This is a genomic window from Duganella sp. S19_KUP01_CR8, from assembly GCF_036688705.1.
Lineage (GTDB): Bacteria > Pseudomonadota > Gammaproteobacteria > Burkholderiales > Burkholderiaceae_D > Rugamonas.
In genome coordinates this window covers 139608-157116 of record NZ_JAQQPR010000002.1, presented here as the reverse complement: position 1 = coordinate 157116, position 17509 = coordinate 139608, and the positions used below count along the sequence as shown (strand labels likewise).

Below are 17509 nucleotides of genomic sequence, written 5' to 3'. Positions count from 1 at the left end.
GTCAGAAGTTGCGCGAAAGGGTCAGGCCGACAAAACTGCGGTCGCGGTAAGGCTGGTCGAACACCGTCTTGCCGCCCATGAAGCGGGCGTAGTTGATGGCGGCCTGCCAGTTGGCCGGGTTCTGGATGAAGCTGACCGTGAAGTTGACCGACTGCGCTCCCTTCATGAACGTCGCCGCGCCGTTGGGCGTGCGGCCGTTGAGCGCGCGGAAGTAGTACACCTCCGGCACCACCTGCCAGCCGGGGATCAAGGTGCCGTCATACACCCAGCTGAAGTCGAAGTTCACGCCCGACGAGTTGCGCGTGCCGACCTGCTTCGGCGTGCCTGCTGCCGAATACTCCTGGCCCCAGCCCCAGCCACCGGCCGACACCAGGTCGTCGCCGTACTGGGTTTGCATGTCCGGGAAGCGGATCGCCACGGCTTCCGCCATGAAGTTGCCGGAATCGGCGTGCAACAGGCCCAGCAGGGTCGACGCGGTGTCCGGCGTCAGGCTGAACATGCCGGTGACGGCCGCCTGCATGCGGGTGGTGTCGACCCAGCATTTGCCGCCCTGCGAGGCGCAGCCGGTGGTGGCCGAGTTGATCGTCACGGCGTCTTTCGGACGGTAGGAGAATTCGCCGCCGACCGCCCAGTTACCGACCGGGAAGTTGGCCGACATGCCGTACAGCTTGCGGTCTTCGCCATACACCCAGCCCAGCGCGCCATTCGGATTGTTGAAGGTGAACGATGGCGACTTGTCGTGGTAGTTGATGGCGTAGGCGCCCAGGTTCAGCTGCGTGCCGGGCGGCTGGTAGCGCAGCGACAGCCCCCACTGGCCGCCGTTCCTGGCCTTGGTCTCTTGCAGGAAGTAGTCGTCGTGGCCGGCGCCGATGCCGTTGTAGTTCGACCAGTAGCTGCCGGTCGGCGGCATGTAGTTGGCGTTCCAGCCCAGCTGCACATAGGCTTCGGCGTTGAAGCCGTTGCCCAGGCCCGCGGCCGCGCTGACGATGGGCGCCGGCAGGATGGCCTCCTTCAGCTGCGTGCCCGGCTGCGACAGGCGCATCAGGTCGACCGCGTTGGTGACGTTGATGCCGCCGGGGATGAACAGGCTTTCGCCCCAGCTGATCACCTGGTTACCGGCGCGGATGCGCAGCATGTGGCCGTCGATGTCGAAGCGCTTGCTGACCCACAGGTCCAGCACGCGGGCCTTGAAACGCAAGTCCTTGCGGGCATCGTCGGACAGGTTGCCGTCCAAGCCGGGCGGCGTGCCGACGCTGGTCCAGCCGGTGGTATGGGCGGCCGTGAAATCGCGCAGCCAACTGACCCGGCCCATCGCGGTAATGCCCTCAGGGAAGCTGAGCAGCAGCTCGTGCGAACCCTTCAGGTAGGTGGTGAAGGCATCGCCCTTGCCGTAGTTCAGGTCGCCCTGGTCGCCGAGGCCGCTGGTTGGCGACAACTGGCCTTCCGGCCCGCCGGTATTGCCGGCGCTGACCAGGGTCGGATTCGGACCACGGGTGCGGATGCCGGTGCCGATGCTGATGGTGGAATCGAAACTGCCCTTGACGTACTCGTTGCTAAAGGTTTCGGCGCGCACGCCCAGGCTGGCGACGGACGTACCGATCGCGCAGGCCATGATAAACGGCTTGTTCATAAAAGACTCCGGAATGTGGTGGACGGATTAGCGGTCGCTGATGGCGCGCAGGTTTTCTGAGGTGAAGAACGACGCTTTGGTGCGTTCGCCACGGCTTTCCGTCAGCCACTTGACGTCGGTACCAGCGCCGACGGTGGTGAAGTCGAATACATAGCGGCCTTCCGGCAGGTTGTACTGGCTGAAGGCCAGCACATCGCAGGTGCCCGTCTCGTAGACCGGTACCAGATAGCCTTCACGGACCTTCCACAGCGCGCCCTGGACGTCATAGTCCTCGGCCAGTACCGCATTCCAGCTGTCTTCATCGAGGTAGTAGGTGCGCTTCGGCGACACGTGGCGCGCGCCCTGCTTCACCGTCGCCTCGACCACCCACACGCGGTGCAGCTCGTAGCGGCGGGCGCTGGCGGCCAGCGCGTTGCGGCCGACCACGTCCGAGATCTTAGCCTTGAAGTCATACGCGCCGAAGGCGTTGTACGGCACCAACACTTCCTTCTTGCCGACGATCTTCCAGTCGAAGCGGTCCAGCGTGCCGGTGAACATCGCGGTCTCGTCGAGCAGGTACTGGTTCTCGAAGCCGATCTGCGGCGCATCGTAGGCATAGGCCGGCAGGCGGCGCACACGGCGCTGGCCGGGGAAATAGTAGAACGTCTCGTTGCTCGAACTATCGAACAGGATGTTGGCGGCCAGCGCCTGGCCGGCCAGCGCGGCCGGCGACTTGTAGGTGAAGTAGGTGTAGTACTCGACATTGCCGACGTCGCTCAGGTTGAACGAGCCCTTCTTCCCGGTCGGGAAGAAATAGTTCTGCTCGTAGCCGGCCGTGATCCAGTCCTCGCTGCCACGGCGTGGCGATACCATGGTGTAGCCATTCTGGTATTCGACGCCGACGCCGCGATAGCGCAGCTTCATGTTCATCATCGCCTGGGCGCCGGTGGTCGGCAGCGGGAATGGAATGCCGGGTACGACGGCGGCCTTCAGGCTCCATCCGTCTGCGCCCATCTTGGCGCTGGCGACGTTCTTGCGGGTGTTGTCGGCGACGAAGTCCGGCACGCCGCAGCTGCGGCGGGTCGGGTAGACGTCCATCTGGAAGCCGGGATTCTGTTTGAGCAGCGCCATCTGGCCCGGCGTCAGCACATCGGCGTGCTGGGCCATGTTGGCGGCGTTGATCGTGTACTGGGATGCATCGTTCTTGTATTTCCAGAACTCCTTGCGCGGCTTGCCCCAGGCCCAGCCGTCGGTGGACTGGACTTCGTTTTTCCAGGCCGGGATGCGGCCGTCCTTGCTGCCTGCCATTTCCGCGCCCAGCGGGGTCAGCGTGGTGCCGAGCTGGGTCGCGTCGGCGGCCATTGCGGCGCCGCTGGCGCCGGCCAGCCACAAGCCGCCGAGTATCAAGCGGCGCATGACGCCGTAAGGTGTTTGCTTAACCATCTTCTTGTCTCCGTTTGGATTATTTTTATGTGCAGACTATAACCGAATAAATATTCAGTTTTCCACACGTTTTTGTACAGCGTTGTAAATTGGACTATTTGCTTATCACTGCCGCCGGCTGGTACCAGTTCCAGTCGGCGTTGGCGTCGAAGCGGGTGATCTGCTTCACCTCCAGATAGGCTTCGTAGCCGTGCCGCCCCAGCTCGCGGCCAATGCCGGAGGCTTTGTAGCCGCCCCACGGCAATTGGGTAAAGGTCGGCTGCGAGCAGTTGATCCACACCACGCCTGCACGCAGCGCATTGGCCACCCGCTCGCACCGTTCCAGGTCGGCCGACATCACCGCTCCGGCCAGGCCGAAGCGGCTGTCGTTGGCGACGGCAAGCGCTTCGGCTTCGGTGTCGAACGGGCGCACGCACAACACCGGGCCGAACACTTCTTCGCGCCAGATCCAGCTGTCGAGCGGGACGTCGGCGAAGATGGTCGGTTGGACGAAATAGCCGCGCACCAGTTGCGGTGGGCTGCAACCGCCGCTGACCAGCCGCGCGCCTTCGGCCCTGCCGCGCTCGATACCTTCCAGTACCCGACGCCGCTGCCCTTCCGACACGATGGGCCCCATCTGCACGCCGTCGAGATCGCCGGGACCGATCAGGATGCGCTGCGCCGCCGCGACCAGCCGCGCCAGCAAGGCCTCGTAGATCGGCCGTTCCACCAGCAGGCGCGAGGTGGCGGAACAAATCTGCCCCTGGTTCCAGAACACGCCGAACTGTATCCACTCGACTGCCTTGTCCAGATCGCAGTCGGCAAACACGATGAACGGCGATTTGCCGCCCAGCTCCAGGCTGACGTTGCGGATGCCGGGCGCCGCCGCCTGCATCACCCGCGTGCCAGTCGCCTGCGAGCCGGTGAAGGCCAGCTTGTCGACGCCGGCATGCATGCTCAGCGGGACGCCGGCGTCCGGCCCGGTCCCTGTCAGCAGGTTGAATGCGCCGGCCGGCAAGCCGGCCTCGTGCAGGTAGTGCGCCAGCGCGCCGCACGTCAGCGGACACAACTCGGACGGCTTGAGCACCACGCAGCAACCGGCCGCCAGCGCAGGCGCCACCTTCCACGCCGCCATCAGCAGCGGGAAGTTCCACGGCGTGATCGCGCCCACCACGCCCAGCGGCTCCTTGCGTACCCGGCAATGGAAGCGGTCGTCGCCGACATCGTGCGTGGCGTCGCCTTCGGCCTCGGCCTGTTCGGCCATGTCGGCGTAGTAGTCGAAGCAGTAGGCGGCGTCGGCGATGTCGCCGCGCGCTTCCTTCAGCGGCTTGCCGTTGTCGCGCATTTCCAGTGTCGCCAGTTCCTCCAGGTCGGTGCGGATGGCGCCGGCCACCAGCCGCAGCACGGCGGCGCGCTGGGCGGCCGGCATGCGCGGCCATGGGCCGTGGTCGAAGGCGCGACGGGCGGCGGCCACGGCGGCATCGACATCGGCCTCGGTCGCGGCGGCGGCCAGCGCGAAGCAATCGCCGGTGGCCGGATCGATCACCTCGAGGAATCCGCCGCGGGCCGGTTCGACCAGGGCGCCGTCGATATAAAGCAGGTTGCGCATGGTTGCTCTCCGTCCGCTCAGCCGATGTCGCGCGTCATGGTGATGTCGAACTCGCGCTTCTCCGCTTCGCGGAAATAGCTGACCGCGTTGAAGTACGCTTCCGGCGCATACACACCGGGACGGCGCGGCTCGCTCAGCATCAGTTGCACCGCGATCGATGCGTTCATCGAGGTGGCCGCGTCCACATAGCCCTCGTACATCGCGTTGGGACGGACGATGACCTGGCAGCGCGCCGTCGCGGCCTTTCCGCCGACACGGCCACGGCCGATGGCGAAATGGATCTCGTGACTCTTCTGCTGCGGGATACGCTCCTGGTTCTCGGCGATGTTGCGCTGGATGACGGCGTTGAGCACGTCAAGCGGACGCACCGCTACGCCGTTGATGTCCACCGTGCGGTCGAAGTCGCCGAAGCCGGCCTTGACCAGCCCTACCCACGCCTCATGCTCGCGATGCGGCAGGTGCAGTTTCCAGGTGAATTCCTTGATGCCTTTTTCGCGGATACCGTCGGCCAGCGGCACGGTCAGCTGCTCGGAGTGGATCGAGTACATGAACTCGCAACTGCCCCACGGCGCCGGCAGGTCGATGGTTTCGACACCGGTCTGCGGCGCGCATTCGACATGCCGGCCATCGAGGAATTGCAGGCACGGATGGGCATACTCGGCCAGCACGGTCGATACGCTGTACGGCGGCACCAGCACCGGATTCTCATCGCCGGTCAGCGTCGCGGCCCAGTACAGGTTGATGCTGTCGATCTCGTCCAGCTCGTCGGCCACGGCGCGGCAGATCACGTTCGACATGCCGGGATCGGCGCCCACGCCCAGCACCGCCACCACGCCGGCGTCACGGAAACGCTGCTGCCATTGCAGCTGCTTGACGGTGAAGGTGCCCAGGCCGCCCAGGTCCACATAATCGACGCGGGCGCCCAGCGCCGCTTCGAAGATCGCCATCTGGTGTCCGGCCAGCGTCGGCACCGAGTTGACGCAAATGTCGGAACCGGCCAGCGCGCGCGCCAGTGCCGTGGGATCGGCCACGTCCAGGTCGTGCAGCGTCAGGCGGGCATCGCCCAGTTCGTCGCGCAGGGCCGTCATGCGGTTGCGGTCGCTATCGAATACCCGTACTTCGCCGATCTCCACAATGCTGCGGTCGGACAGCAGGTCACGGATGATGCCCTGCCCCATCATGCCGCCGCCGCCCAGGATGGAGATGATTGCCTTCTTTGCCATTGGTAGTGCTCCTTTATCGTTTGCATCACAAACCGAACAATTAGTCGGCTTTTGAAAAATAGTACCCGAAAAGCGGATCAAGTCCGCAAATACTTTTGAAAAAACTGATCTTTTATTCGCTTTTTTACGACAGCTGCGGCTGCCATGCGAACACGCGAACGCGAGCGCCCCACTCACTCCAGCAGGAGTGGTGGGGCTGGCATAAGCGGTATGCCGAGTCGATGACTTATTGCGAGTCGTCGATCAGCGTGATGCCGGCGATTTTCCTTTGCAGCTCCTCGCTGAGCTGGCGCGTTTCTCCCAATTCGTTACCCGCGACCATGACGACCGCCGTAGCACGTGGCGCCGTGTTCACACAGGTGATGGCAACGTAGGCATTGCCACGCGAACCGGCCACCTCCATGCTCGATACCCGTATGCCCTGCATGCCGGTGCCACGCATGGCGTCGGACGCGAATCCCAGGCAGGTTTTAACGGAGCCGCTCTTGACGGGCGTCTTGGTCCAGTACAGCGCGACGGCGCCCGCCTCATGCGCCGCCACGGCGCCGATGAACGCCAGGAGGACTAGCTTGCCAGCAGGGTTCTTCATGATGTCTCCAGAGAGGATGGTCGAGATCAATTAGACCTGCCGCTCAGGCGCGAGTTCAGCTCCTTACTGGTTAGACGGGAAGCTGAACACCGCGGCTTCACGCAGGCCGGCGGAAGGCCAGCGCTGGGTGATCGTCTTGCGCCGGGTGTAGAAGCGCACGCCGTCCGGACCATACGCGCCGAGATCGCCGAACAGCGAACGCTTCCAGCCGCCGAAGGAGTGATAGGCCACCGGCACCGGCAACGGCACGTTCACGCCCACCATGCCGACCTGGATGCCGTCGCTGAAGTAACGCGCCGCCTCGCCGTCGCGGGTGAAGATGCAGGTTCCGTTGCCGTACTCATGCGCGTCGATCAGATCCATCGCTGCCTGCAGCGAGGCGACCCGCACCACGCCCAGCACCGGGCCGAAAATCTCTTCCTGGTAGATGCGCATGTTCGGCGTGACGTGGTCGAACAGGCAGGGACCGAGGTAGTAGCCATCCTCGTAGCCCTTCGGCAGTTCGATCTCGCGGCCGTCGACCAGCAGCGTCGCGCCTTCGGCCACGCCATTCGCCACATAGCCGCGCACCTTGTCGTAGTGCTGGCGCGTGACCAGCGGCCCCATGTCGCTGCGCGCATCGTCGCCTGGGCCGACACGCATCTTGCCGATCTCGGTGCGCAGGCCGGCGATCAGGGCGTCGGCCGTCGCATCACCGACCGCCACCAGCAGCGGGATCGCCATGCAGCGCTCGCCACACGCGCCGTAGGCCGCGCCCATCAGTGCGCTGACAGCTTGCGGGATGTCGGCGTCCGGCATGACGACCGCGTGATTCTTGGCTCCGCCCAGCGCCTGGATGCGCTTGCCCTGCGCGGTGCCGGTGGCGTAAATGTACTGGGCGATCGGGGTCGAGCCGACGAAGCTGACCGCCTGTACGCGCGTATCGAGCAACAGCGTATCGACCGCTTCCTTGTCGCCGTTGACGACATTGAGCACGCCCGGCGGCAAGCCCGCCTCCAGCGCCAGGCGGGCGATCAGCAAGGTGGACGAGGGATCGCGTTCCGACGGCTTGAGCACGAAGGTGTTGCCGCAAGCGATGGCCAGCGGCCACATCCACAACGGCACCATCGCCGGGAAGTTGAACGGCGTGATGCCGGCCACAACGCCCAGCGGCTGCATCTCGCTCCAGGAATCGATGGACGGGCCGGCGTTCTTGCTGTGTTCGCCCTTCAGCAGCTCCGGCGCGTAGCTGGCGTACTCGATGTTCTCGATGCCGCGCTGCAGCTCGCCCATGGCGTCACTGAGCACTTTGCCGTGCTCGGCCGTGATGAGCTGGCAGATCTCGTCGGCGTGCTGCTCCAGCAGCTGCTTCAGGTTGCTCATGACACGCGCGCGCTTCAGCGGCGGCGTGTTGCGCCAGGCCGGAAACGCGGCCTGGGCCGAAGCGATGGCGGCTTCGACGGTTAGCCGGTCGGCCAGCAGCACGCGCTTCTCCGCCGCGCCGGTGGCCGGGTTGTAGACGTATTGCGAACGGCCGGTGCCGTAGACATCCTGGCCGTCGATCAAGTGGCCGATGAGGTTGTTCGATTCCATATGCGGTGTTCCTGTATTGTTTGAGTAAAAAATCCCCGGTCGTTCCCGCGCAGGCGGGAACCCATGCCGAGTATCCCCTCCAGCGAAGCATGGATTCCCGCGTGCGCGGGAATGACGCTTAAGCGGCTATTCGGCGCTACATCAGGCGGTTTCATGGATGGCTTCGCCCAGTGCGGAGACCAGGCTGTCGATCTCGGCCGGGGTGGAAATGAATGGCGGCGCCAGCTGGATGGTGTCGCCGCCGTAGCGTACGTAAAAGCCTTTGCGCCAGCACTTCATGGCGATCTCGTACGGCCGGCGCGCCGGTTCGCCAGGCAGCGCGGCGATGGTCAGGCCAGCTGCCAGCCCGATGTTGCGGATGTCGGTGACGTGCTTGCTGCCCTTGAGGCTGTGCACCGCGTCTTCGAAATGCGGCGCCAGGCCCTGCACCCGCTCGATCATCTGCTCGCCGACCAGCACATCCAGCGCCGCCAGGCCCGCCGCGCAGGCGACCGGGTGTGCCGAGTAGGTGTAGCCATGCGCGAACTCGACCATGTATTCGGGGCCGCCATTGGCCATGAAGGTGTCGTAGATTTCTTTCGAGGCCAGCACGGCGCCGAGCGGCTGGGCGCCGTTGGTCACCTGCTTGGCCAGGTTCATGATGTCCGGCGTGACGCCGAAAGCCTGTGCGGCGGTGTAGGCGCCAACGCGGCCGAAGCCGGTAATGACTTCATCGAAAATCAGCAGGATGTTGTGGGCGTCGCAGATCTGGCGCAGGCGCTGCAGATAGCCTTTCGGCGGTATCACCACGCCGGCCGAACCGGAGAACGGTTCGACGATGACGGCGGCGATGTTCGATGCGTCATGCAGCGCGATCAGGTCGAGCAACTCGTCCGCCAGTTCGATGCCATGCTCCGGCATGCCGCGCGAGAAGGCGTTCTGCTTCAGCTGGGTGTGCGGCAGGTGATCGGCCTGGATGCCCTGGCCGAACATCTTGCGGTTGCCGGCGATGCCGCCGACGGAAATGCCGCCGAAATTGACGCCGTGATAGCCCTTCTCGCGGCCGATCAGCACGGTCTTGCTGGCCTGCCCCTTGGCGCGCCAGTAGGCACGCGCCATCTTCAGCGAGGTGTCCGCCGCTTCCGAGCCGGAGCCGGTGAAGAAGACGTAATCGAGTCCGTCCGGCGTCAGCTCCTTCAGGCGGTTGGCCAGCGCGAACGACTGCGGATGGCCGAACTGGAAGGCCGGCGCGTAGTCCAGCGTTGCCATCTGGCGGCTGACGGCTTCGGTGATCTTCGGGTGGCCGTGGCCGAGGCCGCTGCACCACAGGCCCGACAGGCCGTCGAAGATGCGGCGGCCGTCGATGTCAGTGTAGTAGCTGCCCTGTGCACCGACGATGATGCGCGGGTCGGCCTTGAAATTGCGGTTGCCGGAGAACGGCATCCAGTGGGCCTCCAGCCAAGCGGCGTCGGTACGGGTGTCGCCTTGCTTCATGTTCGTCTCCTGTTAAAAAAGCGTTGATGGCGTCGATTCTAGGGTAAGATTTCACTTCCATATTTATCAATCTATCACTGCTTAGTTAGCGTTTTATGCAACCAAAGACCAAGGCCGTACTGGGACAGTTGAGCGACATGGATTTTCGCTTGCTGCAAGTGTTTAAAAGCGTGGCCGATTGCGGCGGCATGGCTGCGGCCGGGCTGGAGCTCAACATCGGCATCTCCACGGTCAGCCGGCATGTGAAGGATCTGGAAGAACGGCTGAAACTGCGCCTGTGCAGCCGTGGCCGGGCCGGTTTTGCGCTGACCGCCGAGGGCGAACGCATCTACGAGGAGACCCAGCGCCTTCTGGCCTCGGCCGACATCTTTCGCGCCAGCGTGGACGACATCCATCGCCGCATGGGCGGCCAGCTGCACGTGGCGGTATTCGACAAGACGGCCAGCAATCCGGCCTGCAAGATCAGCGAGGCGATAGCCTTGTTTGCCGAACTGGCGCCGGATGTGGCGTTGAACTTCCACGTCGCGACGATCAACATGATTGAACGCGGCGTCATTGACGGCCAGTTCCAGGTCGGGATTATTCCGGCGCACCGTAGTTCGGAAAGCCTGAGCTACGACACGCTGTTCGGCGAGACGATGCTGCTGCACTGTGGCGCGAATCACCCGCTGTTTGCGCGGGCCGACGCCGGGTTGGATTGGCACGGCATCCGTAGTTATCAGTTCGCGGGACTGGGCTATCATTCGCCCAATATGGAGATCAGCCAGCAGGTGCGGCTGCCGCGCAAGGCCACGGGTTTCGACCAGGAGTCGATCGCGACGCTGATCTTGTCCGGCAAGTACCTGGGGTTCTTGCCGGACCATTATGCGCGGGGCTTCGTAGCGGATGGCAAGATGCGCGCCGTAAATCCATCGCTATTCCGCTACGAGTGCGATTTCGTCGCGATACTGCGCGGCTCGCCCCGGCCGTCGCGGGTAGCGCTCGCGTTCCAGCAATGCCTGCTGGATGCGCACGCTCGTTAGAGTCCGCCCAGGCAGACGTATTTCATCACCAGATAGTCGTCGATGCCGTGGCGCGATCCTTCGCGCCCCAGGCCCGATTGCTTGACGCCGCCGAACGGTGCGATTTCGTTGGAGATCAGCCCGGTGTTGACGCCGACCATGCCGCTCTCCAACCCCTCCGCCACGCGCCAGATGCGGCCGATGTCGCGCGAGTAGAAGTAGCTGGCCAGACCGAACTCGGTGTCGTTGGCCAGCGCGATGACTTCCTCGTCGCTCTTGAAGCGGAACAGCGGCGCCAGCGGGCCGAAGGTCTCCTCGGTGGCGACGATCATGTCGCTGGTGATGTCAGCGATCACGGTCGGCTGGAAGAAGCTGTGGCCCAGCGCGTGCCGCCGGCCGCCGGCCAGCAGGCGCCCGCCCTTGGCCAGTGCGTCGGCCACGTGCTGCTCGACCTTTTGTACTGCCTTCTCGTCGATCAGCGGCCCTTGGGTCACGCCATCGTCCGCGCCGTTGCCGACTTTGAGCTTGGCCACGGCGGCCACCAGCTTGTCGGCGAATTGTTCGTACACGCCGTCCTGCACGTAGATGCGGTTGGCGCAGACGCAGGTCTGACCGGCGTTGCGGTACTTGGAGGCCAGCGCGCCCTCCACCGCCGCATCGAGATCGGCATCATCGAACACGATGAACGGCGCGTTGCCGCCCAGTTCCAGCGACAGCTTCTTGATGGTCTTGGCGCTTTGCTCCATCAGCAGACGGCCGACCGCCGTCGAGCCGGTGAAGGTCAACTTGCGCACGGTGGGGTTGGAAGTCATCTCGGCGCCGATGTCCTTCGGCTTGCCGGTCACCACGCTGAACACGCCGGCCGGCACGCCTGCGCGTTCGGCCAGCAGGGCCAGCGCCAGCGCGGAGAATGGCGTCGCTTCCGCCGGCTTGAGCACCATGGTGCAGCCGGCGGCCAGCGCCGGGCCGACTTTGCGGGTGATCATCGCGATCGGAAAGTTCCATGGCGTGATGGCGGCGCAGACGCCGATCGGCTCCTTTGTCACCAGCAGGCGGCGGTCCGTCCATGGCGAGGCCAAGGTTTCGCCGGCGACGCGCTTGGCCTCCTCGCCGAACCATTCGATGAAGGAAGCGCCATACGCCACTTCGCCACGCGATTCGGCCAGTGGCTTGCCCTGCTCCGCCGTCATCAACTGCGCCAGGTCTTCTGCGTTTGCCAGGATCAGGTCATTCCACTTGCGCAGGATGGCGGCGCGTTCCTTGGCACTCTTCTTGCGCCAGGCCGGCCAGGCCGCGTTGGCGGCGGCGATGGCGCGGCGCGTTTCGGCGGCGCCCATCAGCGGCACGGCGCCGAGCTGTTCGCCGGTAGCGGGATTGGTCACGGCCAGCGTGGCGCCGCCATCGGCATCGCTCCACTCGCCGTTGATGTATGCCTGCTGGCGCAGCAGGGATGGATCTGTTAGCTTCAGCATAATTCGTCTCTCCTTATGGACACGTTAATCCGTCATTCCCGCGCAGGCGGGAATCCATGCTCCGCCTCTGACCACGCGACGTATGGATTCCCGCCTTCGCGGGAATGACGGTATTTCCAGGCTTCGTTACGCGCGCAGGGCTGCGTCGAGAATGTCGAGCGCTTCGTCCAGCACCGTATCGCCTATCGTCAGCGGGCACAGGAAACGTATCACCTGGCCGTAGCCGCCGCAGGTCAACAGCAGCAAGCCATTGCTCATCGCGTGCGTCTGAACCTTCTTGGTGAAGGCGGGGTTCGGCGCGCCGCTCTGCGGGTCGCGGAACTCCACCGCCAGCATCGCACCGATGCCGCGCACCTCGGCGATCTCCGGCACATCGGCGCGCGCCGCCTCCAGCCTGTCGCGCAGGCGCTGCGCCACCGTCACCGCGCGTTCGCACAGCCGCTCCTCTTCGATCACGTCCAGCACCGCGTGCGCCGCCGCCACCGCCAGCGGATTACCGCCGTAGGTGCCGCCCAAGCCACCCGGTCCCGGCGCGTCCATGATCTCGGCCCGGCCACACACCGCCGACAGCGGCAAACCGCCCGCCAGGCTCTTGGCCATCGTCATCAGGTCCGGCAGCACGTCGTAGTGGTCCATCGCGAACATCTTGCCGGTGCGGGCGAAGCCGGTCTGGATCTCGTCGGCGATCAGCAAGATGCCGTGGGTGTCGCACAGCGCGCGCAAGGCACGCATGAATTCCGGCGGCGCGACATAGAAACCGCCCTCGCCCTGCACCGGCTCGATGATGATGGCGGCCACCCGCTTCGGTTCGATATCGGCCTTGAACAACGTGTTCAGCGCGGCCAGCGACTGCTCCACCGTGACGCCATGCAGCGCGTTTGGGAACGGCACGTGGAACACCTCCGCCGGGAAAGGGCCAAAGCCGGTTTTATAGGGTTCGACCTTGCCGGTCAGCGCCATGCCCATCATGGTGCGGCCGTGGAAGCCGCCGCTGAAGGCGATCACGCCGGCGCGGCCGGTGGCGGAACGGGCGATCTTGATCGCGTTCTCGACCGCCTCGGCGCCGGTGCTGAAGAAGGCTGTCTTCTTAGCGTGGGTACCTGGCGTGATCTGGTTGATCTTCTCGGCCAGCGCGACATAGGAGGCGTAAGGCACGATCTGGTAGGCGGTATGGCTGAAGCGCTGCAACTGCTCGCTGACGGCGGCCAGTATGCGCGGGTGGCTATGCCCGGTGTTGAGCACCGCGATGCCGGCGCCGAAGTCGATATAGCGGCGGCCTTCGATATCCCAAAGCTCCGCATTCAATGCGCGCTCCGCGTAGAAATCACACATCACGCCCACGCCGCGTGGGGTGCTCTGGTTTTTGCGCTGCTGCCAATCGCGATTGCTATCCATGCTGCTTCCTGCCATGACGAGTTAAGAGGCGTCCATGGTCGCGCGTCTTGGCACCAGTTGATAGTGCCAATTTCGATTTTTAGATGGTACCAAGATTCCGCCCACGCTATACTGGGCCATGCGCACCTTCACCGTATCCGACTACCTGCTGCTCCATCTCGACAAAGTTCCCGGCCAGCCGCGCAATCAGCGGATCTACCAGCTGCTGCGCCAGCTCATTCTCGACCGCGTACTGCCGGCCGACACGCGCCTGCCGTCCAGCCGCGACCTGGCGCTCCAGCTGGGCCTGTCGCGCAACACCGTCCTGTATGGCTACGAGCAGCTGCTAGCCGAAGGCTACCTGGAGACGCGCGGCAGCGGCGGCACCTACGTCGCCGACACCGTGCCGATGCTCGACGGCGCGCCGCCGGCCACTGCGCGCCGCAAGCCGGCGACGGCCAGTGCGCACAGCGCCCTGTCGCAGCGCGGCCGCAAGCTGGTGGCCCACGCCGGCGCCTCCCATCAGCAATGGGGAGCGTTCGTGCCCGGCGTGCCGGACGTGACGCAGTTCCCGCACAAGACCTGGAACGCGCTGCAATCGCGCATCTGGCGCAATCCGCCGGTCGCCAGCCTCACTTACGGCCATGGCGGCGGCTACCAGCCCTTGCGCGAAGCGCTGGCCAACTACCTGAAGGTGTCGCGTTCGGTGGACTGCACGCCGGAGCAGATCGTCATCACCGGCGGCATCCACCAGTCGATCGACCTGTGCATGCGCCTGCTCAGCGATCCGGGCGACGCGGCGTGGGTGGAAGATCCCTGCTACTGGGGCGCGCGCAATATGCTGGCGGCGGCGGGCGTGGAGATCCGGCCGGTCGGCTTGGACCAGGAAGGCATCTGCCCGAAGCCAGGCCAACTGGCGCGGCCGCCGCGCTTCATCTTCGTGACTCCGTCGCACCAGTATCCGCTGGGGACCGTGATGAGCCTGTCGCGCCGCCGCATGTTGCTGGAGTATGCGCAGCGCCACGGCTGCTGGATCATCGAGGACGACTACGACAGCGAGTTCCGTTACGGCGGCCGGCCGCTCGCGTCGCTGCAAGGCATGGATCGCGGCGAACGCGTGCTGTACATGGGCACCTTCAGCAAGACCATGTTTCCCGGCCTGCGGCTGGGCTACCTGGTGCTGCCGGAAGCGCTGGCGCCGGCCTTCGTGACCGGCATGGAAGAGGTGTACCGGTCCGGCCACGCGCCGCTGCAGGCGACCATGGCGGCGTTCATCGAGCGCGGCCATTTCAACGCCCATATCCGGCGCATGCGTCTGCTGTATGGCAGCAGGCTGGAGATTTTGCAGCGGGCCATCGCCGCCGAGTTCGCGCCGGAGCAGGTGCACGCGGCCGGCGCCGATGCCGGCCTGCACCTGACCCTGTACCTGCCGCCAGGCTGCGACGACCGGGCGGTGGCGCAAACGGCGCAGCAGATGGGCATCGCGGTGCGGCCATTGTCGGGCTACTACCATCAGCACGCGCGCAGCCAGTCCGGGCTGGTGCTGGGCTATGCCTGCGTGGAATCGGCCCACATCGCGCCGGCGTTCGCGCAGCTGGCGCGGGCGATACGTTTGACTGCAAGGATTGGATAGATTTCCCGGTAACAACTAATGTTACACTGATCATTTAGCAAACAATGATTTAAGGAATACTATTTATGGCAAATGATTTAGACGAAACCACCGGCCCGATTGACCATGAGGGACGCGACATCAATGTCATCAACAAACAGATCCCCGTTCAAATCGGCACCGGCTCCCTGGTGTTTGAAATTGCGCTGTGGACTGTCGGGACTATTCCCGGAATCATTGCACTGGCAACCAACGCGCTGCCCCAGCTGCACAGCATTGGACTTCTGGCGGCGGGCATACTCCCGGGCCTGATTTTCTTGTTCATGAAGATCAACGCCTTGTCCTATTTGCGCAAACTGCAGCAAAAAATTCAAGCCGACGCATCGCAGATTGATAACTACCTGGAACAGCGCGTCGTCATCCTCAACAACGTCGTTGGCCTGGTTGCAAAGTCGATCGATCTGGACAAGGACGTCATGAAGTCGGTGGCGGCCTACAGAAGCGGTCACGATGGAAGTTCGGACGCGCTACGCAATGCGGCTTCACAACAGATTGACGGAGTTTTTTCGCGCATCAGCATGGCGTGCGAGTCGTATCCCGACCTGAAGGCGCAAGCCGCCATTGCCGATGCGATGCGGCAGAACAGCTATCTGCAGAAGGAAATCACTGCTGCGCGCACGCTGTACAACGACACCGTAGCGATGTGGAACCAGGATGTGTTTGCCTGGCCCGCCAAGCAGATCGTTGCTGCCCGCGCCGGCTTTACCACCCGCATTCCATTTACCGCTTCCGCCGAAACCAAGGCCGCCGCCAGGGGTACGTTCTTTTGATCGATGACGTACACGAGCCGTTAGAGCAATACGCGGCCGAATTCAAGACTGCTCACATCGATAACACGTCGAATTTCTTTGAAGACCTGGTGCGCCAGTCCGGCGTTGACGCGGATGCCAATGCCAGAACTGTTCAGCAACTGCGACTGCTGGAAAAGCAGGCCGGAGGAGCGAGCTCCACCAACAAATGGTGGCGGGTACTACGTGGCGTCCTCATTGCGGCAACCCTGGTGGCGCTGCTGTACATCTACATGGAATATTCGTGGCCGTGGATGCTGGCGCCGACGGCAGCATTTTTGCCTGCGATCTACTGGCTCAACCGGACCATCAACGATTCCTATGCGCGCTTGAAAGCGCTGGAACAGGCGCGCGACGCGAAACGCGCCGAGGCATGGGGTCAGATGGCGCCGCTCAACCGGCTGTTCGACTGGGACATCGCCGCCAAGCTGGTGCAAAAAACCTTGCCACGGCTGGCGTTCGATCCGTACTTTTCCAACGGCCGCATGACGGAACTTCGCAACAGTTTCGGCTGGTCCGGCGATCTGGGTGGCGATGAGTCCATCGTCTTTTCCCACAGCGGCGTGCTGAATGGCAATCCATTCATTCTGGCGCGCACTTTGACGCATTGGATGGGAAGCAGAACCTACCACGGCTCACTGGATATCAGTTGGACCGAGCAGGTTCGCGGCGCCGACGGCAAATACCGCACCGAGACACGCCGCGAGACGCTGCGCGCGTCGGTTGAACAGCCGTATCCGGAATATGGCAACCAGACATTTATCGTCTATGGCAACGAAGCCGCGCCCGATCTTATATTCAGCCGCAGCCCGTCGAAACTGTCCAAGCTGGAAGACGGCTTTTTCGACAGGATGCGAAAAAATCGCGCCATTAAAAAACTTGAGAAAAAGTCCCGCGACGTGGGGGAAGGAAAGACTTTCACGGTGATGTCCAACCGTGAATTCGATGCCCTGTTCGACGCAACCGATCGCAACCACGAGGTGCAGTTCCGCCTGTTGTTCACGCCACTGGCGCAGCAGGAGATGTTGAAGCTGCTACAAGACGACCTGGTCGGCTATGGCGACGATTTCGAATTTAGAAAAACGCACATGATCAACATCGTGGAGCCAGAGCATATGCGTGAAACCGATGTTGGCGGCGAGCCGGAAAAGTTTCACGCTTATGAACTGGCGCATGCGCGTACTTTCTTCAACACCTACCACAACGACTTTTTCCGTTCGTTCTATTTTGGCATTGCACCGCTACTGGCCATCCCGTTGTACCAGCAACACCGTCCTCATTCCGATATTTACAAGGACACCTACACCAGCAAATCGTGTTTCTGGGAGCATGAGGCGATTGCAAATTACCACGGCGAGGCGGTGTTCAAACACCCGGACTGCGTTACCCGGAGTATCCTCAAGACCACGTCGGAAAACGACGCCGACGGATCGCAACGCGTGCGCGTCGTGGCCAGCGGATACGGTAGCGTCGAGCGGGTGGACCATGTCTCGGTCCGGGGTGGCGACGGCCACAGCCACCGCGTCCCGGTCCACTGGACCGAGTACTACGATGTGCGGCATGCATCCGCCATGATGGTGAAAGAACAAACGCCTGCCAGCGATGACGGAGCCACATTGCGCAAGGTGTTCGAAAAGCGCGGGGTCGAGTACAAGAAAGCAATCGTTCGCCGCTCCATCGTTTCGGCTGTGCTGCCCGGTTAATT

The 17509-nt window shown here is 63.8% G+C and carries 13 protein-coding genes; 4 read left to right on the top strand and 9 right to left on the bottom strand.

Annotated features, from left to right (window positions below; genetic code table 11):
* Position 1 precedes the first annotated feature (1 nt).
* The 7 genes from V6M89_RS02590 to V6M89_RS02560 all read right to left on the bottom strand — a co-directional run bounded on the left by V6M89_RS02590 (position 2) and on the right by V6M89_RS02560 (position 9497).
* Entirely contained in the window at positions 2–1630 is a 1629-nt protein-coding gene (locus tag V6M89_RS02590; RefSeq protein WP_332851683.1) for a DUF1302 domain-containing protein, read from the bottom strand.
* A 27-nt stretch (positions 1631–1657) separates the two neighbouring features.
* A complete protein-coding gene (locus V6M89_RS02585) occupies positions 1658–3025 on the bottom strand; it encodes a DUF1329 domain-containing protein (RefSeq protein WP_332851894.1) in 1368 nt (455 codons plus the stop codon).
* 121 nt (positions 3026–3146) lie between these two features.
* The gene (locus tag V6M89_RS02580) at positions 3147–4640 is read right to left on the bottom strand and encodes an aldehyde dehydrogenase family protein (protein ID WP_332851682.1); all 1494 of its coding nucleotides are present in this window, start codon (positions 4638–4640) and stop codon (positions 3147–3149) included.
* A 17-nt stretch (positions 4641–4657) separates the two neighbouring features.
* The gene (locus V6M89_RS02575) at positions 4658–5863 is read right to left on the bottom strand and encodes a saccharopine dehydrogenase family protein (RefSeq protein ID WP_332851681.1); all 1206 of its coding nucleotides are present in this window, start codon (positions 5861–5863) and stop codon (positions 4658–4660) included.
* A gap of 226 nt (positions 5864–6089) precedes the next feature.
* Positions 6090–6452: a hypothetical protein gene (locus tag V6M89_RS02570; RefSeq protein ID WP_332851680.1), complete on the bottom strand. Its 363-nt coding sequence runs from the start codon at positions 6450–6452 to the stop codon at positions 6090–6092.
* A 63-nt stretch (positions 6453–6515) separates the two neighbouring features.
* Positions 6516–8024, bottom strand: a complete 1509-nt coding sequence (locus V6M89_RS02565) for a CoA-acylating methylmalonate-semialdehyde dehydrogenase (protein ID WP_332851679.1) — start codon at positions 8022–8024, stop codon at positions 6516–6518.
* Positions 8025–8165: 141 nt separating this feature from the next.
* Positions 8166–9497, bottom strand: coding sequence for an aspartate aminotransferase family protein (locus V6M89_RS02560; protein ID WP_332851678.1), 1332 nt, complete (start codon positions 9495–9497; stop codon positions 8166–8168).
* Between the two features lie 95 nt (positions 9498–9592).
* Between V6M89_RS02560 and V6M89_RS02555 the strand changes: the two genes are divergently transcribed.
* On the top strand, positions 9593–10519 hold the full coding sequence (locus tag V6M89_RS02555) for a LysR family transcriptional regulator (protein ID WP_332851677.1): 927 nt from the start codon (positions 9593–9595) through the stop codon (positions 10517–10519).
* Here the strand turns inward: V6M89_RS02555 and gabD are convergent.
* On the bottom strand, positions 10516–11970 hold the full coding sequence (gene gabD / locus V6M89_RS02550; protein WP_332851676.1) for an NADP-dependent succinate-semialdehyde dehydrogenase: 1455 nt from the start codon (positions 11968–11970) through the stop codon (positions 10516–10518). The two genes, V6M89_RS02555 and gabD, sit on opposite strands and share 4 nt — an antisense overlap.
* Before the next feature lie 126 nt (positions 11971–12096).
* Positions 12097–13365: a 4-aminobutyrate--2-oxoglutarate transaminase gene (gene gabT, locus V6M89_RS02545; protein WP_332851675.1), complete on the bottom strand. Its 1269-nt coding sequence runs from the start codon at positions 13363–13365 to the stop codon at positions 12097–12099.
* Between the two features lie 118 nt (positions 13366–13483).
* On the opposite strand from gabT, the gene pdxR reads away from it, so the two are divergent.
* The 3 genes from pdxR (at position 13484) to V6M89_RS02530 (ending at position 17507) form a co-directional block, all read left to right on the top strand.
* A complete protein-coding gene (gene pdxR / locus V6M89_RS02540; RefSeq protein WP_332851674.1) occupies positions 13484–14977 on the top strand; it encodes a MocR-like pyridoxine biosynthesis transcription factor PdxR in 1494 nt (497 codons plus the stop codon).
* A 65-nt stretch (positions 14978–15042) separates the two neighbouring features.
* Positions 15043–15786: a LemA family protein gene (locus tag V6M89_RS02535; protein ID WP_332851673.1), complete on the top strand. Its 744-nt coding sequence runs from the start codon at positions 15043–15045 to the stop codon at positions 15784–15786.
* Positions 15783–17507, top strand: a complete 1725-nt coding sequence (locus tag V6M89_RS02530) for an MAG1210 family protein (protein ID WP_332851672.1) — start codon at positions 15783–15785, stop codon at positions 17505–17507. The genes V6M89_RS02535 and V6M89_RS02530 overlap by 4 nt, the downstream gene beginning before the upstream one ends.
* The last annotated feature ends 2 nt before the right edge of the window (positions 17508–17509 follow it).